The sequence below is a fragment of the Paraburkholderia adhaesiva genome (assembly GCF_021390575.1).
Taxonomy (GTDB): Bacteria; Pseudomonadota; Gammaproteobacteria; order Burkholderiales; family Burkholderiaceae; genus Paraburkholderia; species Paraburkholderia adhaesiva.
This window is the reverse complement of the sequence record NZ_JAJEJQ010000002.1, coordinates 1,797,723-1,823,000: the sequence shown is the minus strand read 5'-3', so window position 1 is coordinate 1,823,000 and position 25,278 is coordinate 1,797,723. Positions and strand designations below refer to the sequence as shown.

General features: G+C 64.5%; 16 protein-coding genes. 7 read left to right on the top strand and 9 right to left on the bottom strand.

Annotated features, from left to right (window positions below; translation table 11 throughout):
* Positions 1-220 precede the first annotated feature (220 nt).
* Together L0U80_RS23725 and L0U80_RS23720 are read right to left on the bottom strand one after the other, a co-directional pair.
* On the bottom strand, positions 221-2,698 hold the full coding sequence (locus L0U80_RS23725) for a heavy metal translocating P-type ATPase (protein WP_233871072.1): 2,478 nt from the start codon (positions 2,696-2,698) through the stop codon (positions 221-223).
* Positions 2,699-2,922: 224 nt separating this feature from the next.
* Positions 2,923-3,567 (bottom strand): FMN-binding negative transcriptional regulator, encoded by a 645-nt coding sequence (locus tag L0U80_RS23720; protein ID WP_233871069.1) that lies wholly within the window; start codon positions 3,565-3,567, stop codon positions 2,923-2,925.
* A gap of 281 nt (positions 3,568-3,848) precedes the next feature.
* Between L0U80_RS23720 and L0U80_RS23715 the strand changes: the two genes are divergently transcribed.
* Together L0U80_RS23715 and L0U80_RS23710 are read left to right on the top strand one after the other, a co-directional pair.
* Complete coding sequence (locus L0U80_RS23715; RefSeq protein WP_233871066.1) at positions 3,849-5,270, top strand: DUF1254 domain-containing protein; 1,422 nt, start codon at positions 3,849-3,851, stop codon at positions 5,268-5,270.
* A gap of 338 nt (positions 5,271-5,608) precedes the next feature.
* Positions 5,609-9,340 carry a DUF748 domain-containing protein gene (locus tag L0U80_RS23710; protein ID WP_233871063.1) on the top strand — a complete coding sequence of 1,244 codons (3,732 nt, stop codon included), beginning with the start codon at positions 5,609-5,611 and terminating at the stop codon, positions 9,338-9,340.
* A gap of 35 nt (positions 9,341-9,375) precedes the next feature.
* Here L0U80_RS23710 and pdxR read toward each other — a convergent pair whose 3' ends face one another.
* A complete protein-coding gene (pdxR, locus tag L0U80_RS23705; protein WP_373322264.1) occupies positions 9,376-10,902 on the bottom strand; it encodes a MocR-like pyridoxine biosynthesis transcription factor PdxR in 1,527 nt (508 codons plus the stop codon).
* 186 nt (positions 10,903-11,088) lie between these two features.
* Between pdxR and L0U80_RS23700 the strand changes: the two genes are divergently transcribed.
* The 4 genes from L0U80_RS23700 to L0U80_RS23685 all read left to right on the top strand — a co-directional run bounded on the left by L0U80_RS23700 (position 11,089) and on the right by L0U80_RS23685 (position 15,574).
* Positions 11,089-12,183 (top strand): ABC transporter ATP-binding protein, encoded by a 1,095-nt coding sequence (locus L0U80_RS23700; RefSeq protein ID WP_233871057.1) that lies wholly within the window; start codon positions 11,089-11,091, stop codon positions 12,181-12,183.
* Positions 12,184-12,274: 91 nt separating this feature from the next.
* The gene (locus tag L0U80_RS23695; RefSeq protein WP_233871054.1) at positions 12,275-13,318 is read left to right on the top strand and encodes an ABC transporter substrate-binding protein; all 1,044 of its coding nucleotides are present in this window, start codon (positions 12,275-12,277) and stop codon (positions 13,316-13,318) included.
* Between the two features lie 116 nt (positions 13,319-13,434).
* On the top strand, positions 13,435-14,712 hold the full coding sequence (locus L0U80_RS23690) for an ABC transporter permease (protein WP_233871566.1): 1,278 nt from the start codon (positions 13,435-13,437) through the stop codon (positions 14,710-14,712).
* Positions 14,713-14,734: 22 nt separating this feature from the next.
* Positions 14,735-15,574 (top strand): ABC transporter permease, encoded by an 840-nt coding sequence (locus L0U80_RS23685; RefSeq protein WP_233871051.1) that lies wholly within the window; start codon positions 14,735-14,737, stop codon positions 15,572-15,574.
* A gap of 59 nt (positions 15,575-15,633) precedes the next feature.
* On the opposite strand, the gene L0U80_RS23680 is transcribed toward L0U80_RS23685, so the two are convergent.
* The 5 genes from L0U80_RS23680 to L0U80_RS23660 are packed head-to-tail and all read right to left on the bottom strand — an operon-like array spanning position 15,634 to position 20,944.
* Positions 15,634-17,109 (bottom strand): efflux transporter outer membrane subunit, encoded by a 1,476-nt coding sequence (locus L0U80_RS23680; protein WP_233871048.1) that lies wholly within the window; start codon positions 17,107-17,109, stop codon positions 15,634-15,636.
* Positions 17,110-17,125: 16 nt separating this feature from the next.
* Positions 17,126-18,244, bottom strand: a complete 1,119-nt coding sequence (locus L0U80_RS23675) for an ABC transporter permease (RefSeq protein ID WP_233871563.1) — start codon at positions 18,242-18,244, stop codon at positions 17,126-17,128.
* A gap of 20 nt (positions 18,245-18,264) precedes the next feature.
* Positions 18,265-19,257: an ABC transporter ATP-binding protein gene (locus L0U80_RS23670; RefSeq protein WP_233871045.1), complete on the bottom strand. Its 993-nt coding sequence runs from the start codon at positions 19,255-19,257 to the stop codon at positions 18,265-18,267.
* Positions 19,254-20,207 carry an HlyD family secretion protein gene (locus tag L0U80_RS23665; RefSeq protein ID WP_233871042.1) on the bottom strand — a complete coding sequence of 318 codons (954 nt, stop codon included), beginning with the start codon at positions 20,205-20,207 and terminating at the stop codon, positions 19,254-19,256. The genes L0U80_RS23670 and L0U80_RS23665 overlap by 4 nt, the downstream gene beginning before the upstream one ends.
* Positions 20,204-20,944, bottom strand: coding sequence for a TetR/AcrR family transcriptional regulator (locus L0U80_RS23660; protein WP_233871039.1), 741 nt, complete (start codon positions 20,942-20,944; stop codon positions 20,204-20,206). Before L0U80_RS23660 ends, L0U80_RS23665 begins: the two co-directional genes overlap by 4 nt.
* 184 nt (positions 20,945-21,128) lie before the next feature.
* Between L0U80_RS23660 and L0U80_RS23655 the strand changes: the two genes are divergently transcribed.
* A complete protein-coding gene (locus L0U80_RS23655; RefSeq protein WP_233871035.1) occupies positions 21,129-21,731 on the top strand; it encodes a response regulator transcription factor in 603 nt (200 codons plus the stop codon).
* Between the two features lie 108 nt (positions 21,732-21,839).
* On the opposite strand, the gene L0U80_RS23650 is transcribed toward L0U80_RS23655, so the two are convergent.
* Positions 21,840-25,184 (bottom strand): hypothetical protein, encoded by a 3,345-nt coding sequence (locus tag L0U80_RS23650; RefSeq protein WP_233871032.1) that lies wholly within the window; start codon positions 25,182-25,184, stop codon positions 21,840-21,842.
* Between the last annotated feature and the right edge of the window lie 94 nt (positions 25,185-25,278).

The window sequence follows — 25,278 nt, the reverse complement described above, 5'->3', positions numbered from 1 at the left end:
TGCCTTCTGGTGAGCAAAAGGGAACCAGCGCCGGACGACGCGGCATCCGGCATTACGGCTCGCAGCGGAAAATCTTGAGGAAAATCAAGAAAAACGCTGAAATCCGCGCGACCAGATGGCCGCGCGGACGCGATACGGCTTCCACGATCGTTTGGCCTGGTCCGGTTCGACCGGACCCAAGGCGACTCCCGGGCGATTCCTGGGTGACTACGAGACCGGCTCAGCGCCGCTCGTGCCAGGTCCGCAGCAAGAGTGCGTTGGTGACGACGCTCACGCTGGAGAACGCCATCGCAGCGCCCGCGAGCATCGGATTGAGCAGGCCGAACGCCGCGAGCGGAATACCGATCAGGTTGTAGACGAACGCCCAGAAGAGGTTCTGCTGGATCTTGTGCCAGGTCCGCCGCGAGATATCGATCGCGGCGGCGACGAGCGAAGGATCTCCGCGCATCAGCGTGATGCCAGCCGCGTGCATGGCGACGTCGGTGCCCGTCGCCATGGCGATGCCGATATCGGCGGCGGCGAGTGCGGGCGCATCGTTGATGCCATCGCCCGCCATCGCGACGATGCCGCCCGTGCGGATCTTGAGGTCGCGAATCGTGCGGGCCTTGTCGTCGGGCAGCACTTGCGCGTGGACTTCGTCGATACCCAGCTCCGACGCGACGGCCGCCGCGCTGCCTGCGTTGTCACCGGTCACGAGCACGCTGCGGATGCCCATCGCTTTCAGGCGCGTGATGGCCTCGTGCGCGGCGGGCTTCACGGTGTCGCCAAAGGCGAGCAGGGCGAGCACCGCGTCGGGTTCTCCGGCGTCGGCGGGGCCGCTCAGCCAGGACACCGTGTTGCCGGCTTCTTCGAGCGCCTTGGCGCGTGCCGCGAGCGCGGGCGGCACCGCGAGCGCAAGCTCATCGAGCCAGCGGCCGCTGCCAATGGCGAGGCGTCGTCCGCTGACTTGCGCCTCCACGCCGCGGCCCGGCACGGCGCGCGCATGGACGGCAGCGGGCAGGGCGCTGCCGGCCGCCTGCGCTTCGAACGCCTTCACGACCGCCTTCGCGAGCGGATGATCGCTTTGCTGCTGCACGGCCGCCGCGAGCGCGAGCGCATCGGCACGGTCAATGCCATCGGCCGTCTCGAACGCCGTGAGCGACGGCTGGCCGAGCGTGAGCGTGCCGGTCTTGTCGAACGCGACCACGCTCACGTTGTGTGCGGTTTCCAGTGCTTCGGCATCCTTGATGAGCACACCATGGCGCGCGGCGACGCCGGTTCCCGCCATGATTGCTGCGGGCGTCGCGAGACCGAGCGCACACGGGCACGCGATGACGAGCACGGCGACGGCGTTGAGGATCGCGGTTTCGGCATGCGCGCCCGCGAGGAGCCAGCCGGCGAGCGTGATCGCCGCGATGACGAGGATCGCGGGCACGAACACGGCGCTCACGCGGTCGACGAGGCGCTGGATCGGGGCCTTCTCCGCCTGCGCGCTCTCGACGAGCCGGATGATGCGCGCGAGCGTCGTTTCCGCGCCGATGGCCGTGGTGCGCACGGCCAGCGCGCCTTCGCCGTTGATCGAGCCGGCCGTGACGGGGTTACCGGGCTCTTTCGGCACGGGCAGACTTTCGCCCGTGATCAGCGATTCGTCGATGTGGCTGCGGCCTTCGAGCACGACGCCGTCTACCGGCAGACGCTCGCCCGGACGCACGACGACCACCGTGCTCACGCGCACGGCGTTGAGCGGGACTTCACGCTCGACGCCGTTCTCCCGGATGCGCGCGCGGTCGGGACGCAGGGCGTTGAGGGCGCGGATGGCGTCGGTGGTCTGGCGCTTCGCGCGCGCTTCGAGCCACTTGCCGAAGCGCACGAGCGTGATGACGACGGCCGACGCTTCGAAGTACAGATGCGCGTCGTCGCCGGGATGCGCGAGCATCGCGTACACGCTCACGCCCCAGGCCGCCGACGTGCCGAGCGCGACGAGCAGATCCATGTTGCCCGCGCCCGCGCGCACGGCGCGCCATGCGGCGCGGTAGAACCGCGCGCCGAAGCCGAACTGCACGATTGACGCGAGCACGAATTGCACGCTCGCGGGCAGCATCCAGTGGACGCCGAGCCCATGGCCGACCATCGGCAGCACGAGCGGCACGGTCAGAACGGCCGAGATCAGCACGGCATGCCATTCGCGACGCGTGGCGTCGCGGGCCGCGACGTTGCGTGCGGCTTCATCGTCGCTGGTTGCAGCGGTGGCTTCGTCGGCGAGGGGTGTCGCTTCGTAGCCTGCCTTCTTCACGGCAGCGACGAGCTGGTCGGTCATATCGCCGGTGAGTGGCGCACGCAGGTTGACCGTGGCGCGCTCGGTTGCGAGGTTCACGCTGACGCCCGCGACGCCGGGCACGCGCGAGAGCGCACGTTCGACACGGGTGGCGCACGACGCACAGGTCATGCCGCCGATGGCGAAGGTGGCCGTTTCGGTGGCGATGGGCGCCGCTTCGTAGCCGGCTTTTTCGACCGCGCCGGTCAGCGCTTCGGGCGCGACGTCGTCGCGGACCTCGACGGTGGCCTTTTCGGTTGCGAGATTGACGGACGCGCGCGTCACGCCCGGCACTTTGGCAAGCGCTTTTTCAACGCGGGTGGCGCACGACGCGCACGTCATGCCGTGGATTTCGAGTTCGGCGACGTGGGTGGGGGCGCGGTCTTCAACGACGGAATCGTTCATGCTGTGGGCCGGGACGCTGTGAATGTTGTGACGTCAGGCAGTATCTACGTTCCCATGATGGGAAGGTCAAGGCTGTTTTCGACGCATCCTCGTGCGAAATCCGCACGTTAAAGCGGGAAATGCGCCCAGAGCACGGGGAGCACGCCGAATACGCGAGTGCCTTCGTGCCCGCGCACCTGGCAGGGCGCCAGCGCCTGCACGAGCCGCAGCACCCCGGCGCTACATCACTTGCTGGCTGGCGCCGACTCCCGCATGGCCTTTCCGACCGCGCGCTGCGCATCACCCTCGCGGCCGAGGAGCGTGCTGGCGGCGCCCTCGATGTCGGCGGCCGTCTTGTTCTGGCTGAGCTTCCACTTGCCGACGAGTTTCGTCACCTCGATCTCGATGCCGACGATCGCGCCGAGCATCTGCGTCAGGTAATCCTCGGGCGCGTCGCCCATCTTCCAGGGAACGCTCTCGCCAGCTTCCATCTTGCGCGTGAGTCGCGCGACCACGCCGCGCACGTAATTCACGTCGTCGTGGACGACGATGCGACCGTGCGCGTGGACGACCATGTAGTTCCACGTGGGCACCTGACGATGCGTCTCGTGCTTGCTCGGGTACCACGTCGGCGAAATGTAAGCCGCCGGGCCCTGGAAGATGACGAGCGCTTCGGGCGCGTCAGCGACTTCCCGCCACACCGGATTCGCGCGTGCAACGTGCGCGCGCAGCGTGCCGAACGGGCCGTTGGCCGGCTCGAATTCGAAAGGAATATGGTTCGCGTCGAGACCGGCGGGACCCCGTGTGACCAGCGAGCCGAAAGGCTGTGCGGCGATCAGCGCGTCGAGCACGTCGCGCCGATTTTCTTCGAAATGTGCGGGAACATACATGTGAATGGTCTCCAGAAGGCGCGTGGCGCTCTGCGGCGAACGCGCGGCCAGTGTCGAAAGCCGACCTGGTGTTTGGTCTTGGTGTGTGGCCTCGGTGTGTGGTCTGTAACGCAGAATTCCATTTAGACTGCTTTTCACGCCGTGGCGCGAGCGATACGATACCACTCGGCAGCATTGTCACAACACAGCGCGAATGCCACGGCCCAGGGGGGCCTGCGCGCTTTGTCGGGGTTTGGTGACGTCAATTGCTGCACCGCCTGCATCGCACACAAGATCCACAAATGACAAAAAAATGTCGTGAATTTCCGTTTTACCGGACCTGCATCGCGCTTGCAGGCGTCGTCCTCATGGCCGGATGTGCGTCCGTGCCAGGCGTCGCGCCGAGCGACACCGGCTGGGTAAAGGACGAAGTCTCTGACTCCTATGTTTTTGGCTTTCCGCTCGTCCTGATGGACGCCGCACGCGAAGCCGGGACCGGCAACGCCCCCGGCAAGTCCGAAGCGAACACGCTGCGCCACGCGCAGTCGCTGCCCCCGGTGGGCGCCTCGAACCCGCCCGATCCCAATCTCGACACGCTCGGCTCGACCGGCTGGCTCGATGTCGGCAGCGAACCGGTGCTCGTGGCCCTGCCCGATACGCATGGCCGCTACATGGACGTCCGCGCGCTCGACATGTGGACGAACGTCGTGTGGTCGACCGGTGCACAACTCGGCGATCGTGTAAGCGGCCTGAAAGCGCAAACGATTGCGTTCGTGCTGGCGGGCTGGAAAGGGACGCTGCCCGCGCATGTGGAGCGCGTGGAAGTCGGCACGCGTTACGTGTGGTTCCTCGCACGCATCCAGACGCGCGGCGGCAGCGACCTCGCGCCGGTGCACAAGCTGCAGCGCGCGATGCGTGTCGCGCCGCTTTCAGCGTGGGACGAACATGGCGGGCGCGGTGTCGATCCGTCGGGCGCGGGAGCGAGCCAGAGCGGCGATCCGGTCGTGCCGGGCACGCCGGCCTCGCAGGTCGCTGCGCTCGACGCCAGCGGATTTTTCGATCGCCTTTCGCGGGCACTGGCAGACAACCCGCCCGCGCCTGAGGACCCGCACGCGCTCAAGATCCTCGCCGACATCGGCGTGCGTCCCGGCGACGCGGTGAAGTTTCCGCGCAGTGCGAAAAATGCCGTGGCCGCCGGCTATGCGGACGGCCGCACGCGCGTCGCGACGGCGCCGTCGAATGTGCTGGCGGGCAACGGCTGGCAGTGGGTCGGCGACGACGCGGGCAATTACGGGCCGGACTACGCGCTGCGTGCCTACACCGCGTATGTGCAGCCGGGTCTCGCGAAGAATGCGGACGAGGTACGTGCGCGCGTGACGGTCGACAGCGAAGGCCATCAGCTCAACGGCGCAAACCGCTACGTGATTCATTTCACGGCGAAACAGCTGCCGCCTGCGCGCGGTTTCTGGTCGATCACGGCGTACACGACGGACGGCGCGCTCGATGCGGACGCGCCCGTGCGCGTGGCATTCGGCGACCGCAACGGCGCGCGGCGCAACCGCGACGGCTCGCTCGACGTGCACGTTGCAGCGCAGCGTCCGCGCGGCAGCGCGAACTGGGTGCCCGTGCCGCGCGGGAACTTCCGGCTCGTGCTGCGCATTTACGCGGCGACGCACGCCGCCGTCGACGGCAACTGGCAGCCGCCTGCGGTTCAGCGTCAGTGAAGCGCGCGGCGCGCGCCCGGTGCACGCCGGGCGTGCAGGCGCGGGCGTCGCCCTTAATAAGTCCGTAACAATTCAGTGACGTGATACGCATGCAGCGGACGGGATGCTTCGCGGCATCGGCTTGACACAGCAGGACATTGCGCCGTCATCTGCCAGTCACATCCCGGCACGCCCACCGTGCCCGATCACCGCTTCCTTGCGGGGCATTCGTATCTCACGTCGTACTTTTGCCGCGAGCGTGGCCATCGGGCCTATACTTTCCGCTGTCGACCTCTTCGACCGTCATCCCAGTCCCACTACACGCGGCGGGCCTGCTGCCGCGTCACCCGCAAGTGAGCATGGCAAGCCTCGACAAAACATCGCTGAATTCTTCGCTGCAGACGGTCCGCGCCGTCGCCCGCGCGCCCCGCACCCGGCACATCCTGACCGGCGTGCTGATCTTCCTCATCGTCGTCGGGCTGCTCGGATTTTTCGCCGCGCCGCCGATCATCCGTCACGTTGCCGCCCAGCAACTCAGCAAGCAACTGGATCGCCCGGTCAGCATCGGCAGCGTCGCGCTCAATCCTTATACGCTGCGGTTGGAAGCTAACCGCGTCCATATTGGCGAGCGCGGCGGCGAAGGCAATTTCTTCGATGTCGAGCGGCTCGTCGTACGGCCATCGTGGACGTCGATTTTCCGCCTCGCGCCCATCGTCGACGAGATACGTCTCGACTCGCCGCGCGTCACGATCGTGCGGCTCGATGCGCAGCGCTTCAACTTCACCGACCTGATCGAGAAGTTCTCGAAGCCTTCGCAACCCGGCAGCAAGCCGACGCAGTTTTCGCTCTCCAATATCCGCATCGAAAACGGCCAGATCACCTTCGACGATCGTCTGCTCAACGAAAAGCACCTGATCGACCGCATCACAGTCGGCGTTCCGTTCATCGCAACGCTGCCTTCGAAGACCGATATCTTCGTCGAGCCGCTCCTGCGCGCGCGCATCGACGGCAACAGCACGCTCGCGTTCGACGGCCGGACCAAGCCGTTTGCGACGTCGCGCGAATCCGAGGTCTCGCTGCGGCTTGACTCGCTCGACGTGCCACGCCTCCTGACCTACGCGCCGACGAAACTGCCCGTGCAGGTCAAGAACGGCAAGCTCTCGACCGACCTCAAGCTCGCCTTCGTGATGTCCGGCGACAACCCGGAACTGCACGTCTCGGGCACCACCGACCTGAACGACATCGACACCGCAGACACAGCCAACGCGCCGCTCTTCGCCGCGCGCAGCCTGCATGTCGCGGCGGCGTCGCTGGCGCCGTTCAGCAATGCGTTTCACTTCGACGAAATCCGCCTCGATGCGCCCACCGCCTGGATTGCGCGCGACAAGAACGGGGTGCTGAGTGTCGAGAAGCTGGCGAGCAGCCCGAACGCGGCGAGCGGTGCGGCGGCTACGGCGGCACCAGCACAGCCCGCTGCGGCGAAGGCCGTACCGCTCGACCTCTCGATTCGCCAGTTCGCGATCAACGGCGGCACAGTGCACTTACACGACGAAACCACGTCGCGCCCCGTCGACACCGTGTTCACGGACGTCAACACCACGCTGAGCGATTTCTCGAGCACGGCGAAGACGCCCGCGAAATACACGTTCGCCATGGCGACCCAGGACGGCGGCACGGTGAAAGCCGCGGGCTCGTTCGGCATGGTCGCCAAGGTCGCCGACGCGAAGATCGAAGTGGCAAACCTGCCGCTCGTGCCGCTGCAGCCGTACATCGACAATCTGACCGCCGCGCAGATTATCGACGGCAAGCTCGGCCTCGACTCCATGGTGACCGCCGACTGGTCCAAGTCGCCTGCCGCGGTGCAGGTCGGTGATAGCACACTGAATCTCGACTCGCTGAAAGCTGCGGGGCGCGGCGAGAAGACGCCCGCCATCGCGCTCGGGCAGGGCGTCGTGAAGGTGACGCAGGTCGATCTTACGGCGCGTACCGCGCAGATCGCTTCGGTGGACGCGACGGGCCTCGTCGTGAACGGCGAGCGCGCGAAGAACGGCACCATCAACCTCATGGAGCTCGCGGGCCACCACGAGGTTGCGCAGGAACGCACGGCGATCCGTGCGGCACAGAAAGCGACGGCGGAAGGACCGGCCTGGCACTACAAGATCGACGTGCTCAACCTGCACAACGGCACGATCAACTTCACGGACAGCACCACGCCGCAGCCCGTGAAGCTCGCGATCACGCCGCTCGACCTGAAGGTGCAGCAGATCAGCGACGACCTCGGCCATGCGCTGCCCATCGACCTGAAGGCGACGCTGAACCGCAAAGGCACGCTCGCGCTCAACGGCAACGTGAACCCGACGCCGCTGAAGGCGACACTCAAGATCGACGCGAACCGGCTCGACGCGGCCGCGTTCGAGCCGTACTTCGGCAGCGAGCTGAACGCCGTGATTGCGAGCGCGCTGCTCAACATGAAGGGCGATCTGGCGGTGGAGCAGGGCAAGGCGATGAAGGCGAACTATCGCGGCGACGCGGCGCTCGTCGACGTGCGCATGCTCGACAAGGCCACCTCGGGCCCGTTCGCGGGCTGGCGCTCGCTCGCGCTGTCGAACCTGAAGGCGAACTACGACGAAGCGCACGGCACGGACGTCGATGCAAGCCGCGTGACGTTCGCGGGTTTCTACGGCCGCGTCGTGCTGGACTCGCAGGGCCGCCTGAATCTCAAGAACGTGGTCGCGCAGCAGACGGGCGAAGCGCAGTCGCTCACGCGCGACACGAGTGCCGCCACGCGCGGCGGGCGCGAACCCGTGCCGCTTACGCCGCAGCCAGCGAGCGCGCCGGCCGCCGCACCGAAGAGCGCGTCGGCGCCGGCCATGGTCACCGCGGCGCAGCCGTCGAAAAATCCGACGAGGCTGCACTTCGGCCAACTGGTGCTGCAGGACGGCAGCGTGACCTACACCGACAACTTCATCAAGCCGAACTACACCGCCGACCTCGTGCAGATCCACGGCACGGTAGGCGCGTTCGGGACGCAATCGACGACGCCCGCGCCCGTCGACATCTCCGCGAAACTCGCCGCCAATGGCCCGATCGCGATCAAGGGCACGGTGAATCCGCTCATCGACAAACCGTCGCTCGATATCACCGCGAGCGCGCGTGGCATCGAACTCACGAACCTCACGCCGTATTCGGCGAAGTACGCGGGCTACCCGATCACGAAGGGCAAGCTCAACGTCGATCTGCACTACCAGCTGGCGAACGATCTGCTGACGGCGAATAACCACCTGTACATCGACCAGTTGACGTTCGGCGATCACGTCGAGAACGACACCGCCACGAAGCTGCCCGTGCGCTTCGCGATTTCGCTGCTCAAGGACCACAACGGTGTGATCGACGTGAACATTCCCGTGTCGGGCTCGCTCCAGAATCCGGAGTTCAGCCTCGGCAGCCTGATCTGGACGGCGGTGTTGCACCTGATCGAGAAGGCTGTGACGGCGCCGTTCACGCTGCTGGCGAATGCCTTTGGCGGTGGCGGCGAGGATCTCGGCTACGTCGAGTTCGAGGCCGGCAAGGCCACGCTCAGCGATGCGGATATCAAGAAGCTCGACATGATCATCAAGGCGCTCACCGACAAGCCGTCGATCAAGATCGACCTGATCGGCCGCGTCGACCCGGCGGTCGATACGCCGGCGCTGCGCACCGCGTATGTCGATAACCAGGTGCGCCTGCAGAAGGTGAAGGACACGGCGGGCAAGGGCGAGAGCGTGGACACGTCGCAAGTGACAGTCGACGACAAGGAGTACAGCAAGTACCTGGAAAAGGCGTACAAGTCGGCGGATTTCAAGAAGCCGCGCAACATGATCGGCCTGACGAAGACGCTGCCCGACGACGACATGAAGCAGGCACTCGCCGATCACGCACCCGTCGACGATGCCGCCTTGCGCGACCTCGCGCAGAAGCGCGCGCAGGCGGTGCAGCAGTACCTGGAGGGCAAGGTCGATGCGGGCCGCGTGTTCGTCGTCGCGCCGAAGCTCGACGCGAAGGGGATCGACGACAAGGGCGCCACCACGCGCGTCGACTTCGGGCTCAAGTAACGCGCATGGCGAGGTGCCGCGTCATGCTGCATACCTCACGCGGCGCGCCGCTTCGCGTGCGGCGCGCGCGCGAACACCTGCTCTTCGATCACGCGCGCGAGCGTCGCGAAGGCCGGTTCGATCTCTTCATGCGGCACGCAGGCATAGCCCGTCAACAGACCCTGGCGCTTCTGCTCGCCGTTGTAGTACCCCGTGAGCGGACGCACGATCACGCCAGCGTCGAGGGCGGCCGCCGTTACTGCACGGTCGTCGGCGTGCTCGGGCAGACCGAGCACGAAATGCAGACCGGCTTCTTCACCCATCACGGGCAGGGCATCGCCGAAATGGCGCGTCACGGCGTCGATCAATAGCTGGCGGCGTTCGCCGTACAGCGTGCGCATGCGGCGTACGTGCGAGGTGAGATAGCCGTCCATGATGAATTCCGCGAGCACGGCCTGCTGCATGAGCTGCCCTTCGCGGTAAAGCTCGGCGACGCCCGTGCGGAAAATGGGCGCGAGCCGCTCGGGCACGACCATGTAGCCAATGCGCAGCCCCGGAAACAACAGCTTGCCGAGACTCCCCACGTAGATCACCTGGTTCGCGTCGTCGAGGCCCTGCAGGGACGCGAGCGGGCGGCTGCCGTAGCGGAATTCGCTGTCGTAGTCATCCTCAATGATCCACACCTTGTGCTGGCGTGCGTATTCGAGCAGCGTGCGCCGGCGCGCGAGGCTCATCACCATGCCGAGCGGATATTGGTGCGATGGCGTGACGAGCGCGATACGCGGCGGATCGCGCAGGTCCGCTTCGCTGGGGTTCAGTCCTTCGTCATCGATCGGGATCGGCGTGAGCTTGAGCCCCGACGATTGCAGCACGCTGCGCGCACCCCAGTAGCACGGCTCTTCGACCCACGCGCGTTCGCCGACGTCGGCGAGCAGGCGCACGGTGAGATCGATCGACTGGTGGATGCCGGTCGTGATGATGATCTGGTCGGGCGTGCAGCGCACCGAACGTGCGACCCGCAGGTAGTCCGACAACGCGCGGCGCAGCGGCCGGTAGCCGCCTCCGGGCGCGTAGGTAAGCAGGCCGTGGCTCGCCGACCGCCACAGCCGCGATTGCAGGCGGCTCCACGTGCGCGCCGGAAATTCGGCGACATCGGGCACGCCCGGCATGAACGCGCCCCATTGTTTGGCCGATACCCCGGCCTGGTCGATGAGCCGCTGGCCCCGCGACGACATGTCGCCCCGCGGCGAGGCGGCCGCCGTCGTCTCGGCCGCCGGGTCCGCGCCGTCGAGCGGAGGCAGGCTCACGGCGGCGGAATCGGGGCGCGTGTCGGCGACATAGGTGCCACTTCCCGTGGTCGAGAGCACATAGCCTTCCGCGCTCAACTGGTCATAGACGTGCAGCACCGTGTTGCGCGCGACGTGGAGGTCGCCCGCGAGCGAGCGCGAACTGGGCAGCTTCGTCCCCGGCGCGAGCCGGCCGGTGAGGATGGCCTGCTGCATGAGGTGCAGCAACTGGCGGTATACGGGTTCGGCGCTCTCCTGCTCGAGCTGCGCCGAAAGCCATTCAGACAGGATCTCCATGCCCAAGTGGTTCCATCAATAATTATGAAATGGCTCCATAGGATAGAGCCGGAAGCGTCTATAGTAATCGCGATGTCAGATCCGGTTAATGCCCCATAAAGCATATTTAATCGCGCCGGATCGCCGAGGGTGGCCCGAAAGGGGCCGCCGACTCGTGAGAACAGATACAAGGATGGAGACTGGGCGATGAAGAATTCCGATGTGATCGTCAGCTTTCGCGGCGTGCGCAAGACGTACGACGGCGAAACCCTGGTGGTGAAGCAACTCGACCTCGATATTTACCAGGGAGAGTTTTTGACTCTGCTCGGACCGTCCGGCTCGGGCAAGACCACCTGCCTGATGATGCTCGCGGGCTTCGAGTTTCCCACCGGCGGCGAAATCCGCCTCGACGGAAAACTGCTCAACAACGTGCCGCCGCACAAGCGCGATATCGGCATGGTGTTCCAGAACTATGCGCTCTTCCCGCATATGACCGTCGAGCAGAACGTCGAGTACCCGCTCGGCGTGCGCAAGGTGCCCAAGGCCGAACGTGCACAGCGCGTGAACGACGCCCTCAAGATGGTCCGCATGGAAGGCTTCGCCAAGCGCTACCCGGCGCAGCTTTCGGGCGGCCAGCAACAGCGTATCGCGCTTGCCCGCGCACTCGTGTTCCAGCCGAAACTTGTGCTCATGGACGAGCCGCTTGGCGCACTCGACAAGCAACTTCGCGAACATATGCAGTACGAACTGAAGTCGCTGCACGAGAAGCTCGGCGTTACGTTCGTCTACGTCACGCACGATCAGGGCGAGGCGCTCACGATGTCCGACCGCGTCGCCGTGTTCGACAAGGGCATCGTCCAGCAGCTCGATACGGTCGACTCCCTCTACGAATCCCCGTGCAATGCGTTCGTCGCGAACTTCATCGGCGACAGCAACCGCCTGCGCGGCACCATCTCCGCCGTTGACGGCGAGTTCTGCCAGTTCGAACTTGCCGACGGCACGCGTCTCACGGGCCGCAACGTCGCGGGTGCGAAGGCCGGGGACGGGGCCGTTGCCTGCATTCGACCCGAGCGCATGAGGCTCGCCGCGAATGGCTCGGCGCGCGCAGGCGTGAACGCGATCGCCGGTGAGGCGCGCGGGCTCATCTATTTCGGCGACCACGTGCGCATGCGCTGCGGTCTGCCGCACCAGGACGAGTGTTTCGTGAAGGTGCCGCTCGGCACTGAAGCGCTTGAAGGCTTTGCGCCCGGCCAGCCGGTCGCGCTCGAATTCGCGCCGGAGCATCTGCGCGTGTTCGCCTGAGCGGGTAATCCGCTCGGGTCTGTCTGTAGTCGTTGGGAAGACCGGGCGCAAAGCCCGGGATAAAACACCACCTTGGAGAAGAGACTTAACCATGAAGAAGATCGGCAACATGCGCGTTGCAGCGGTCGCGGCCGCGCTCGCACTCTCGCTCGGCGCGGCGCACGCTGCGGAACTGACCGTCGTGAACTTCGGCGGCGCAAACGGTGATGCACAAAAGGCGGCGTTCAACGGCCCGTTCCAGACGCAAACCGGCAACAAGATCACGGCTGTGGAATACAACGGCGAGCAGGCCAAGGTGAAGGCCATGGTCGAAGCCAAGCACGTCAACTGGGACGTGGTTGAAGTCGAAACCGGCGACATCGCGCGCGGCTGCGACGAAGGCACCTACGAGAAGCTCGACTGGTCGAAGCTCGGCAACAAGGCCGACATCATGAAGGCTGCGCAGCAGCCCTGCGGCGCTGGCATTTTCGTCTGGTCGACGGCGCTGGCCTATAACGCCGACAAGCTCAAGACCGCACCGACGGGCTGGGCCGATTTCTGGGACGTGAAGAAATTCCCGGGCAAGCGCGGCATGCGCAAGGGCGCTGAGTACAACCTGGAATTCGCGCTGATGGCCGACGGCGTCGCGCCGAAGGACGTCTACAAGGTGCTCGCGACGAAGGAAGGCCAGGACCGCGCGTTCAAGAAGCTCGACGAGCTGAAGCCGAACATCCAGTGGTGGGAAGCCGGCGCACAGCCGCCGCAGTTCCTCGTTGCGGGTGACGTCGTGATGTCGACCGTGTACAACGGCCGCATCGACGCCGCGCGTCGCGAAGGCAAGAACCTGAAGGTGGTCTGGAACGGCAGCATCTATGACCTCGACTACTGGGCGATTCCGAAGGGCTCGCCGAACAAGGCGCTGGCCGAGCAGTACATCGCGTACACGATCTCGTCGAAGCCGCAGCAGAGCTACTCGCAGCACATCGCCTACGGTCCGGTGAACCAGGTTGCGATCAAGTCGCTCGACGCGAAGACGCTTGAGGACCTGCCGAACTCGCCCGCGAACGCCAAGAACGCGGTTCAACAGAATCTCGCATTTTGGACCGACCACGGCGACGAGCTGGAACAGCGCTTCGCTTCGTGGGCCGCGAAGTAAGCGAGCGCATTCACGCAGGCTCGTGCCTGCATGAATGAACGGAGGAGAGGCCGCGCGCGTGATGCGTAGCACCGTGCGCGGCCTGTTGTATGGGTAGGAGACAGGCTGTGACAACGATGACCACCGTGACCCCCGTTGCCGACACCGGCAGCGAATCGACGGCCCGGCTAAAGCGCGAATTGCGCGTGGCACAGGCGAAAAAACGCACGATGGCGCTGATGCTGATCGCGCCGCTGGCGATTTTTCTGCTGCTGATTTTCGTCGTGCCGATCGCCGCGCTGCTCACGCGCGCGGTGCAGAACCCCGAAGTGGCGACGGCGCTGCCTCAGACCATCACGGCGCTGCGCGGCTGGGACCGTAAGAGCGCGCCGCCCGATGCGGCTTTCACGGCGCTCACGCAGGATCTCACGGCGATCCAGGATGGCGAAGCGATGGGTGCGCTCGCACGCCGCCTGAACGTTGAAATTCCCGGCTTTCGTTCGCTCGTTGCGAAGACCGCGCACGCCATGCCGCTCTCGGACGACGACGGCCATCCGCTCACGCTGACGCCCGCGCAAACGCGCGCGAAGCTCGTCGAACTCGACGACCGCTGGGACGACGTGAGTTACTGGCAGGCTATCGCGAAGAATAGCTCGCGCATTTCGCCGTTTTATCTGCTGGCGGCGCTCGACCATCGTCAGGATGCGTTCGGCAACATCATCGCCGCCGATCCCGACCACCAGATCTACCTCGACGTATTCGGCCGCACGTTCACGATCAGCGTGTTCGTGACGCTATTCGCGCTGTTGCTCGGCTACCCGCTCGCCTACTGGATCTCGACGCTCTCCGAGCGCCGCGCGAATCTCGTGATGATCCTCGTGCTGATTCCGTTCTGGACGTCCATCCTCGTGCGCGTGGCCGCGTGGATCGTGATCCTGCAAGGCGAGGGCCTCGTCAACAAGGCGCTGATGGGCACCGGCCTGATTTCGCATCCGCTCGCGCTGCTGTTCAACCGCGTGGGCGTCTATATCTCGATGACGCACATCCTGCTGCCGTTCATGGTGCTGCCGCTCTACAGCGTGATGAAGTCGATTCCGCCGACGTATCAACGCGCAGCCGTCTCGCTCGGCAGCCATCCGTTCGCGGCGTTCTGGCGCGTGTACGTGCCGCAGACGTATCCGGGCGTGGGCGCAGGCGCGCTGCTCGTGTTCATTCTCTCGATCGGCTACTACATCACGCCCGCGCTGCTCGGCGGTCCTGGCGACCAGATGGTGAGTTATTACGTGGCGTACTTCACGAATATCTCGATCAACTGGGGCATGGCCTGTGCGCTCGGCGCGCTGCTGCTCGCGGCGACGACGGTGCTGTACTTCATCTACGGGCGCCTCACGCGCACGCAACTGAGCCTCGGCTGATGCCGTCGCGGAGATCCATTCGATGAAATTCGCCAAGCCCTTTTTTGCGCCGCATACCTCGGGTATCGAGCGCGTGTGGTACTTCGTGCTGCGCGGCCTTGCCGTGCTGACGCTGCTTTATCTCGTGCTGCCGGTGCTCGCCATCGTGCCGCTGTCGTTCTCGTCGAGTACCTTTCTCGTCTATCCGATTCCCGGGTGGTCGCTGCGCTGGTACGAGAACCTCGTGATGTCCAGCGAGTGGCGCCTCGCCGCGAAGAACAGCTTCATCGTCGGACCGGCGGCCACGGTCGTCGCGACGGTGCTCGGCACGCTGGCCGCAATCGGTATCACGAAGGCCGATTTCCGCGGTAAGTCGGTGCTCATGGCAATCCTCATTTCGCCGATGATCGTGCCGGTCGTCGTGGTCGGTGTTGGCATGTACCTGTTTTTCGCACCGCTCGGCCTCGCGAATACGTACACCGGCCTGATCCTCGCGCACGCATCGCTCGGCGTGCCGTTTGTCGTGACCACGGTGGCGGCGACGCTGCAGGGCTTCAATTACAATCTCGTTCGCGCGAGTCTTTCGCTTGGCGCGAATCCGGTGAAGACATTCTTCCGCATTACGCTCCCCGTGATCGCGCCGGGCGTGATTTCGGGCGCGCTGTTTGCGTTCGCGACGTCGTTCGATGAAGTGGTGGTGACGCTGTTCCTCGCGGGCGCCGACCAGACGACGCTGCCGCGCCAGATGTTCACGGGCATTCGCGAGAACATCAGCCCGACCATCGCCGCGCTCGCGACGATCCTTATCGTGTTCTCGACTTCGCTGTTGCTCGCGCTTGAATGGTTGCGCGGCAGGAATGCCGCGCGGGCGGTGAGGGCTTGATGTAAAAAAACGGCACCTGCGGGTGCCGTTTTTGTTTGTGCGTGTCACGTGCCGCGAGGCTAACGTGCCGCCTCGTTCGGCAGTGCAGCCCCGCCCAACGCCTGATAGAGCGCAGCTGTATCGGCGAGGCGGTCTGCCTGGGCGCGGGTCCGGTCGAGCGAGGTCTGCAGCACCGTGCGTTGCGTGTCGATGAGGCCGAACTCGCTGACACCGCCTGCCTTGTAGCGCGCATACGCGATTGTCACATTCGCCTGTGCCTCGCGCGCGGCCTCGTCACGCGACTGCAGTTCGAGCGCATCGTCTTCAAGCGCGTGCAGCGTATCGGCGACCTGCTGCAGCGCCTGCAAAACAGTCTGTCGATAGTCGGCAAACGCGGCATTCCAGGCTGCCTCCGATGCACGCTTCTTCGCCCGCAATTCGCCACCGTGAAAAACCGGCTGCGTGAGCCCGAGGCCGAAATTCCAGATGTTCAGCCCACTGACGATGTCTGCGATACGTGTGCGCTCCGAGCCTGCCTGTGCGGAGAGCGAGAATTGCGGATATAGATTCGCCGTTGCGACACCCACGTTTGCGCTCGCCTGATGCAGCATCGCTTCGGCGGCGCGAATATCGGGCCGCTCGCGGGCGAGCGTCGACGGCAGCGTGAGCGCAACGGTGTCGGGCAAATGCAGCGCATCGAGCGTGAGTGCATCGAGTTGTGCTTCGTACTGCGTGCTCGACGGCGTGACGCCCAGCAGGATCGCAAGCTGATGATCGGTCTGCGCAAGCTGCGTGGTGAGCGGCGGCAGCGTCGCGCGCGTTTGCGCAAGCAGGGTGCGTTGACTGCGTACGTCGATTTCAGCGGCACCGCCTATCGCGAGCCGCTTCTCCATGATCGAAAGCTGGCGCGACTGCGCGTCGATCAGTTGCTGCGTGACTTCGATCTGGCGACGCAGCGACGCGCGCCGCACCGCGGCCGACACCACGTTACCCGCCACGGAAAGACGCGCCGCTTCCAGTTCGTAACCCTGATAGTCGACCTGGGCGCGCGTGGCTTCGAGCGCGCGGCGATTCGCGCCGAAAATATCGAAGACATACGACACGCTGACCGTCGCCTCGTAGAGCGTGAATGGTGGCGGATTCGGCACGGCGGTAATGCCGAACGCAGCAAGGTCGACTTTCTGGCGTGTGCCTGAGAGCTTCGCATCAACGGAGGGGAAGAGCGTAGCGCCCGCCTGCGCGTTGTAGTTCTCGCGCGCCTCCACGAGTTTTTCGCGTGCGGAATCGAGCGTGGGGCTGGCGTTCAGGGCGGCGTCGACCAGTTGGTCGAGCGCCGGGCTGCCGAACTGCGTCCACCATGCACGGGGCGCGCCCGGCGCCGCGAGGAACGTCTGGGCGCCTCCGCCCGGTCCATCCGGTGCGGCGGTCGCGGTGGGTGTACCGCCACGTGTAAAAGTAGCGGTATCGGGCGAGGCAGGCGTATGAAAGTCCGGGCCGACCGCGCAGCCCGCGAGCATCAACGCACACGCGGTTGCGGACAACGAAAAAGCACGCATCGTCGAGCGCCTCCGCCTAGTCGAGCGTGCGCCGGTAAAAGCGCACTGCAATCGCCATCACGATGACCATGAACACGGCGAGCGGCCACACCGAGGGCCACAGGTCGGTCCAGCCGTTGCCTTTGAGCAGGATGCCGCGCACGAGCCGGTTGAAGTAGGTGAGCGGCAGAAAGTTACCGATGACCTGCGCCCAGCCAGGCATGCCCGCAAATGGGAACATGAAGCCGGAGAGCAGCATGCTCGGCAGAAAATAGAACACGGTCAGCTGCATGGCCTGCAACTGGTTTTGCGCAACAGACGAAAGCGTGATGCCCACCGTGAGGTTCGCCGCGATAAAGAGCAGCGACGAGAGATAAAGCGCAATAAGGCTGCCCTCGAACGGTACATTGAACACGACGCGCGAGGCGAGCACGATGATCGTCGCCTGCACGAGACCGATCATCACATAGGGGACGATCTTGCCCGTCATGACCTCGATGGGGCGCACCGGCGTCGCGAGCAGGTTTTCCATCGTGCCGCGCTCACGCTCGCGCGTGATCGCGAGACCGGTCATCATCACCATCGTGATCGTAAGAATCGTGCCCATCAGGCCCGGTACGACGTTGTATTGCGTGATGCCTTCGGGGTTGTAGAGGCGGTGGACCTGCACGTCGAATGCGGCGGGTGTGCCGTTCAGGTGTGCGAGTGGACCCGTGAGGTCCTTCGCGGCTACCGGACCCACCAGACCTGGCAGTGCCGCGAGCGCGGTGTTGATGGCGGTGGGATCGGTGGCGTCCGCCTCCACGAGCAGCGACGGCCGCTCGCCGCGCAACAGCCGCCGCGAAAAATCGACGGGAATGCTCAGCACGAACTGCACCGTGCCGCGCGCGAGCGCCTGACGGGCCGCGGCTTCGTTGGGCAGCGTCTCGACCACATTGAAGTAGGCGGAATTTCTCATGCCCGCGACGAAGCTGCGCGAGAACACGCTGTCTTCGCCGATCACGATCGCGGTGGGCAAGTGTTTCGGATCGGTGTTGATCGCGTAGCCGAACAGCGTGAGCTGGATGATTGGTAATCCTACGATCATCGCGAATGTGATGCGGTCGCGCTTGAGCTGGAGAAATTCCTTGAGCACGATGCTCCACCAGCGCGCCATCGAGAACCCAAAACGAAGCTTCACTTTTTCGCCCCGCTTTTCGTCGCGTAATTATCCTCGACGTGGCTCATCAGATAGATGAATACGTCTTCGAGTCCTGTGTCGATACGCTCCGCGCGCAGCGGCTTGCCTGCCGTAACACGTTCGACGGCGGCAGCGAGCGCCGCGTGATCGCTTCCGCTCGCATGCAGTGTCGAACCGAACACCACGGTCTGGTCGACGCCGGGCATCGCGCGCAACTGCGCCGAAAGCGCGGTGAGCTGCTCGCCGTGTATGGACCAGGTCTCGAGATCCTGCGAGGCGATGATGTCCGCGGCGGTCCCCTGCGCGAGCAGCTTGCCGTAGGCGATGTACGCGAGCTTGTGGCAACGCTCGGCTTCGTCCATGTAGTGCGTGCTTACGAGTACCGATATGCCGCGCGCCGCGAGCCGGTGTAGTTCCTCCCAGAAGTCGCGGCGTGCGGTGGGATCGACGCCGGCCGTGGGTTCGTCGAGCAGCAGCAGCCGCGGTTCGTGCAGCATGCACGCGGCGAGCGCGAGGCGCTGTTTCCAGCCGCCCGAGAGCGCGCCAGTGAGCTGATTCGCGCGGCTCGCGAGGCCGAGCGTTTCGAGCGCGTGGTCTACTGCTTCACGCCGGTTCTGCATCTCATAGATGCGCGCGATGAAGTCCAGATTCTCGCGGATCGTGAGGTCTTCCCAGTAAGAGAAGCGCTGCGTCATGTAGCCGACGTTTCGCTTGATCTGCTCGCTCTCGCGCAGGATGTCGTAGCCGAGGCAGGTTCCGGAGCCGGAGTCCGGCGTGAGGAGGCCGCACATCAGCCGGATCGACGTGGTCTTGCCGCTGCCGTTCGGGCCGAGAAAGCCGAAGATCTCGCCGTGCGCGACGCGCAGCGTGACGTCGTTGACCACATGCTTGTTGCCGAAGTGCTTGTTCAGCTTGTGGACGTCGATCGCGTAGCCGTGTTCTGCGGAATTGCCGCCGTCGGGTATGCCGGATGTGCCGGGTGTGTTCATCGCAGCCGCACCTCGACGGGTTGGCCCGGATGCAGCTCCATGGCGTCGTCGGCGGAGGGATGCGCCTCGATCATGAAGACGAACTTCTCCCGGTTCTCGTTGCTGTAAATGACGGGCGGCGTGTATTCGACGGAGTTCGAGATCCAGGTGATCGTTGCGGGGATATCGGCGCGGCAGCCGTCGCAGTGGATCACGACGCCCCGGCCCGGCGCGAGCGTGCCGACTACGTTCTGCGGCACGAAAAAGCGCACTTTCACGTTTTGTGGGGGCAGCATCTGCACGACGGGGTTGCCCGCCTGCACCCATTCGCCGACGCGAAACAGCGTGTCGTGGACGAGCCCCGTATGCGGCGCGGCAACGCGTTTCTGGTCGAGCCTCCACTGGGCCTGCGCGAGCGCGGCGCGCGCCGCTTCAACCTGGGCTGCCTGCGCGGCGAGCTGAGCGGTGCGGCCGGGGAGCTTCGCGACCGTCACCTGGTTCTGCAATTCGCGGACCTGGGCCGCCTTCGCGGCGGCGTCCTCGCGCGAATCGTCGAGTTGCGCGCGGGCGATGCCGCCCGCGCTGAATTGCGCTTCGTCGCGAGTGAGCTGCAGTGCGGCCTTGTGCGCGTTCGCGATGGCCTGCGCGAGCTGCGCCTCGGTCACGTGTACTTCGGGCGGGCGCTTGCCGGTTTGTATATCCGCAAGTTGCGATTTCGCGACGGCGAGCTGATGCTGCGCCTCGTCGCGCGCGGCCGTTTCGTTGACGGATTCGAGTCCGAAGACGCTCGCCCCGGCGGCGATGGTCTGGCCGCGCTGAACGTCGAGCTGAGTCAACGTGCCTGATTGCGATGACGATAGATAGACGTATTCGCCTTCAACATAGCCCTGCCAGGCAGGCGCCTCGTGCCGTGAGCAGGCCATCAGGGCGCTTGCGGCGCACAGGGCGAGGCCGGTCCACACGCGGTTCATGTCGCACTCCGTGGCATGCGGCGCGTTGGCGCCTTCGTTTTTCCAGGCGGCACGCGCAGCGCTGCCGAGAGCAGCGCGCTAACGTGCCGATGCAATACCTCACGGTCGATCTTCGGCAGGCCGCTCGCGCTCTGCCACGTTGTTGCGGTGGCGAGCGGCAGCATGATGAGCGCGAGGATCGACATGAACAGCAGCGGCGCTTCGAGTGCGGGATTGACTGTACCGTTGAGCTGCGCCGCGCCGATGCGTTCCGCGAAACGCTGCAACTGTCCGAAGGGCAAGCGCCTGAGCATCCGCTCGCGCAACAGGCCGCCCTCGTTGACGATCTCGCGCAGCCAGAGCGGCGGCAGCCACGGCATGCGCGCGGTGACATCGAAGAGACGCGCGATGAGGCCCTCGACGAGCGCCTCCGGGTCCTGACTGCCGTCGTTCTCGACGCTGGACCAGACAAACTCGATCGATCGCGCGATGCGCTCGTCGACGACGGCGTCGAGCAGCTTCTCGCGGTTGGTGAAGTAGTAGTGGACCATCGCCGACGTCACGCCCGCTGCGGTGGCGATCTGCGCCATGGTGGTGGCCGCGATGCCGTGCTCGGCGAAGAGCTGGGTGGCACAGGCGAGCAGCCGCTCCCGCACGTCAAGTTCGGCGTCGGCGCGACGCCGGCCACGCGGCCGGGACGGCGCACGCTCGGACTCCGATGCAGGGGGCCTGGTAGTCGTGACGGGGCGCTGGACCATGCGTTCCAGTCTAATTCACGCATTAGTTAATTTCAAAGCATCGCTGCGGAAACTTGATCTCGGTTCAATCGTTCCCCATTCGATTCAGACACTTCCTATACCCAAGCGTCGCTCCGTCGTTCAGTCTGTAAGTTTTCTTCCCACAGGCTTTCGAGTGCAAATCCTAGGAAATATGGATCAAATAATGAAGCGCATCGTCGTCATCGACGATCATCCCATCGTGCTCAAGATGCTCGTCAACGTGCTGCATACGGAATACGAACTCGTAGGCGAGAGCGGCGACGGCGAGGAAGGGCTGCGGATGGTGCAGTCGTTGAAGCCGGATCTGGTGATTCTCGACCTGGAACTGCCGAAACTCGACGGCCTTTCCGTGATCCGCGGCGTTCGCTCGACGCAGCCGGACACGCGAATTCTCGTGCTCTCCGCCAAGCCCGAACTGGTGATGGCGAACCACACTCGCATGGCAGGCGCGAACGGTTATGTGAGCAAGAGCCGTGGCGTGGAGGAACTGTGCAGCGTCGTGAAGGCCGTGCTGCTGGGTTACGACTGCTTCCCGGCCGGCAGTTGTGGCGGCGGGCGCGATGTCGCACTCAACGGGCTTTCGCCGCGCGAGGTGGAAGTGCTGCAGTATCTTGCGCGCGGCATGAGCAACAAGGGTATCGCGGCGCGTCTCGGGCTCTCCGACAAGACCATCAGCACGTACAAGACGCGCGTGCTCGACAAGCTTGGCGTGTCGTCGCTGGCGGCGCTCATCGAGTTCGCATCGCTCAACAAGCTCATCGAATAATTTTCGGTGCCGATGGGTTGCCAGAGTACGTGCTTCGTTCCTTCCGAAAGTGGTCTGCTCGTCGACTAAAGCGCGGCCCTGCCGCAAGGCAGGGCCGGTTCCGCGCGCTCACTTCTTGTGTTCTTTGCCCTGCGGGTAAATGTTGACGATCACAACACCCCGCCTGTCTTCGTCCTCACATTCATCGTCCCCGCCATCGTCCTTGCCGCCCTCGTGAAGCACGGGGATATTACCGTCGGGCGTCGGCGGAACGGTGTGTGGATTACCGCCGAGCGCCAAACCCTTCAGGATCAGTAGTTCAAGATAGTAGACCATGGTTGGATACCACGGGCTCTTCGGATCGAGATGCTCGACGCGCCAGCTCATGATCGACAACAGTTGCAGATGGTAGAGCAACATATCCTCTTGTGTGGATACGGGAATGCCGATCTGAAACGCGCCGATGGGTTCGCGCCATTGTCTCGATTCCAGGCTCGCCGCTTCCAGCAGTTTGGGGGACGGCTGTGTGAGGACTATTGCGTGGTCGCCCGCCGAATCGAACACCGATAGATCGGTCACCAGCGTTCGACCGTCGCCGAGGCCGAACACGCCGCGAGGCACGCCATCCGCCGAGCGCGCAATCCCCGTTTCTTTCGAGGCAGTGGATGAATTGCCTTCGATCAGTTTCCGGGCTTCCTCCAGCGTGATCTGCTCGCCCTGCCGTGGCGGCGGTTCGGTAATGCGCTGGCGGTTGGTAATTTGTTGAACCGACACGTCGAACCTTTGGCCCTTGCGTATGCCGAGAGGGAACTGCACGGACAGGACGCCTGTCTGGCGGCTCAGGCACTTCGGGATCGGGACGTAGCGATCTCCGCCGGCAGGAAGCTCGATGGTATGCGCATCGATCGCGCGGATATCGTGGCGCGCATAGAAGCGTTTCGCGAGATCGACCACATCCTGGGCGTTCCATGTCGGGATATGAAGATTGAGCAGGGTGCCACTCGGGATCGTTCTGGACCACGCGAAAAGCAGCTCGTCAGGCGGGAAGTCAGCCGAAATTGCACCCGGCGTCGCCTCGATCTCGAACGTGTGCATGGCGACGCGCGACGCACTCAACCCCGGATTGGCGACCGCGCTGATCGCCAGATTGCGCTGGGATATCTTGTCGGACTTGGACGGGGTAGCGCCGTTCAAGATCGGTGCGCCCATGTAAATGACCTCGGTGACAACGCACAGATGCTCCCCCATCAGTATGGTTGGTAAGGATTCCTGCGGGCCGCCAGATACCGGCGTCGAGGTGAGATACGGGTCGTTCAGATTGTTGTCGATCAGCGCTCCGTAAAACTGGTAGCCAACGCTCGCCTGAACGAGTTTGGAATTGTCGGAGTCGGTTTGCGCGCTGGGCGGTTGCACGCGTATCGCCGAAAAGTACGGGAACGATAGCCATTGCGTCCCGCCATTCTGCGTGCCCGGAAGATCGATGGGCGGCGTGCCCGATGTCTGGAGGTACCCCTCGGTCGGCATGCCGCTGCCGTCGAGCTGGTACGTCAGCGCAGCCGTGGTTTGAGAAATAAACGTCCTGAAGAAAACTTGCACGGGATTGGCGTCGCCGCCCGCAGGGCTCAGTCGAACGCGGGCCAGTGCGAAGTTGTAGACCGGCTTGGGCGGATTGCCCGTGGTCACCGCCGCCACGCTCAGCACGGAGCCGGATTCCGTCGAAGGCAACTGCGTGAACTGGCTTGGGGTGATGCTGGACACGACGCTTCGCAGAAAATTCAGCGCGTCAGCACGGGTCGCATTCGCGGGAAGTGGGACGCCCTGAAACGTGTCTCCGGCTACGACATGAAAGACCTTGATATCTGAACTGAGCCATGACGCTGTATTTCCGTCCGCGAGGTCGAGCATATACGGGTTCGCGTCTTTGATGAGTTCGAGTAACCCGGAGTCGGTGAGTGGCGTAGTCGCCGCACTCGTCGTCAACGATGCGCTGACCGGCACCGTGGCGACATTGCCGGTGAAGCCGAAAGCGTTGCCGGTGAAATTGACCTGATAGGTGAAAGTGAACCGCTGCAGACGATCCGCTAAAGTGGGATCGTCACTCGCCACCCCAGTCGGGACGATGGTGATGGGTGCGCTGCCGCTGATGATGACCGTCGGTGCCCACTGTGTCAGCTGTGCCATGGACGGCGAGAGTGTGTTGATGCCGCCGCCGGGAAACTGGGTTGGCTTGAGGCCGTCAACCGTCACGTAAATCGCCGCGGGGAAATTCGGCGTGGCTGTTACCTCGTTCTGGCTGAAAGTGCTTCGATCGAGGATGAGGCCGATGGCCGGGCGCGGGCGCGCGAGCCAATTTGTGATGTTGACGTAAACGGCTTGAATGTCGGCGAAGGCCGCAGCATTGGCTGAGAGGCCCTGGCCTTGTTCAGCGTCGCCGCCGACCATGTTGTTGAGCGTCGTCGCAGTGGTGGCGAGGACGCCGGTCAGATTGATGTCCAGGTAATGATGAAACGTGGAGCCGGTGACGATCCGGCCAACACCCACGTTGCGGCCGTCGTACACGCTAAGCGTGTTGACCGTTGACGTGCCGGCGTCGCTTGAATCGACTGCCACTGGGCCGGTGGCGTTGACCGAGTAACTGGCTTGCTTATGGGACTGGCCGGTGGCGATGACCGTCGGCATCTCTGCGGGAGCAGAGGCGATTGTGCGGAATTCCCGCTTCGATGTATCGCCGTAAGGTGATAGCTGCGTGTAGTCATAGCTGGGCACGACGCCCAGCGCGTTGCCTTCGTGCATATGGTCCGGATAGACCGTGACATCGTGCCCGTTGTTTCGCAGGATCGGATGAGCCGGCGACGAAGTCGGCGTGATGGTTTGCGGCAATGCATCCGACTGATTTTCAAAGTAGGCGTAGGGCTGGGTGATGGTATTGCCCATGTAGTCGGTCGTGGGATATGTCCCGCTACTGTTCTTGACCGTGGTATCCGCTCGAGTTGAGCCGAGCGCCGTGAAATTGAACGGCGCGTTCGCTGGGACCGGTGGATTCGTGGGGTCGTTCAAGCCGTACCAGCTCCGCATGATCCGGACTCGCGGGATCTGGCCGCACATGTCCGAGCCGAGGCTGTAGTGATCGCCGACGGCAAAGACGCCTCCACCTTGCTCCATGTAATTCGCTATAGCGTTGAGTTGATTCGCGTCGACGGGGCCTTTTGTGCCCTCGGGTCCGGACGGTGGGGCATCGTTAATGCCCCCGTCTGCAATCATCCAGATCATGTCGAAATCGAGCAGATTGATACTGGGATCGCCAAAAACGAAGTTCTGATGGTCTGCGCCGGGATCGGCTTCGCGATTGGCCGTCGTGACCTGAAAGCCCGCGCCCTTCAGCGTGCTTACCAATGAGTTAAAGGTGAAATCCGTGACTGAATTGGTTTGAAACTGGAACTCGCCGTCGATAACGATCAGGACGTTGATGGCCATCACACACCTCCTCGGACTCGCAAGGTAGGGGTCTTCAGGACGCGGGCGAAATCGTGTTTTGGCGGCAACGTGCAACCATAAAGCGCAATGGACT

What these genes read in the sequence shown, in the direction of transcription:
- L0U80_RS23725 (WP_233871072.1), bottom strand. Translation starts at nt 2,698, where the DNA reads ATGAACGATTCCGTCGTTGAAGACCGCGCCCCCACCCACGTCGCCGAA.
- L0U80_RS23720 (WP_233871069.1), bottom strand. Translation starts at nt 3,567, where the DNA reads ATGTATGTTCCCGCACATTTCGAAGAAAATCGGCGCGACGTGCTCGAC.
- L0U80_RS23715 (WP_233871066.1), top strand. Translation starts at nt 3,849, where the DNA reads ATGACAAAAAAATGTCGTGAATTTCCGTTTTACCGGACCTGCATCGCG.
- L0U80_RS23710 (WP_233871063.1), top strand. Translation starts at nt 5,609, where the DNA reads ATGGCAAGCCTCGACAAAACATCGCTGAATTCTTCGCTGCAGACGGTC.
- pdxR (WP_373322264.1), bottom strand. Translation starts at nt 10,902, where the DNA reads ATGGAGATCCTGTCTGAATGGCTTTCGGCGCAGCTCGAGCAGGAGAGC.
- L0U80_RS23700 (WP_233871057.1), top strand. Translation starts at nt 11,089, where the DNA reads ATGAAGAATTCCGATGTGATCGTCAGCTTTCGCGGCGTGCGCAAGACG.
- L0U80_RS23695 (WP_233871054.1), top strand. Translation starts at nt 12,275, where the DNA reads ATGAAGAAGATCGGCAACATGCGCGTTGCAGCGGTCGCGGCCGCGCTC.
- L0U80_RS23690 (WP_233871566.1), top strand. Translation starts at nt 13,435, where the DNA reads ATGACCACCGTGACCCCCGTTGCCGACACCGGCAGCGAATCGACGGCC.
- L0U80_RS23685 (WP_233871051.1), top strand. Translation starts at nt 14,735, where the DNA reads ATGAAATTCGCCAAGCCCTTTTTTGCGCCGCATACCTCGGGTATCGAG.
- L0U80_RS23680 (WP_233871048.1), bottom strand. Translation starts at nt 17,109, where the DNA reads ATGCGTGCTTTTTCGTTGTCCGCAACCGCGTGTGCGTTGATGCTCGCG.
- L0U80_RS23675 (WP_233871563.1), bottom strand. Translation starts at nt 18,244, where the DNA reads ATGGCGCGCTGGTGGAGCATCGTGCTCAAGGAATTTCTCCAGCTCAAG.
- L0U80_RS23670 (WP_233871045.1), bottom strand. Translation starts at nt 19,257, where the DNA reads ATGAACACACCCGGCACATCCGGCATACCCGACGGCGGCAATTCCGCA.
- L0U80_RS23665 (WP_233871042.1), bottom strand. Translation starts at nt 20,207, where the DNA reads ATGAACCGCGTGTGGACCGGCCTCGCCCTGTGCGCCGCAAGCGCCCTG.
- L0U80_RS23660 (WP_233871039.1), bottom strand. Translation starts at nt 20,944, where the DNA reads ATGGTCCAGCGCCCCGTCACGACTACCAGGCCCCCTGCATCGGAGTCC.
- L0U80_RS23655 (WP_233871035.1), top strand. Translation starts at nt 21,129, where the DNA reads ATGAAGCGCATCGTCGTCATCGACGATCATCCCATCGTGCTCAAGATG.
- L0U80_RS23650 (WP_233871032.1), bottom strand. Translation starts at nt 25,184, where the DNA reads ATGGCCATCAACGTCCTGATCGTTATCGACGGCGAGTTCCAGTTTCAA.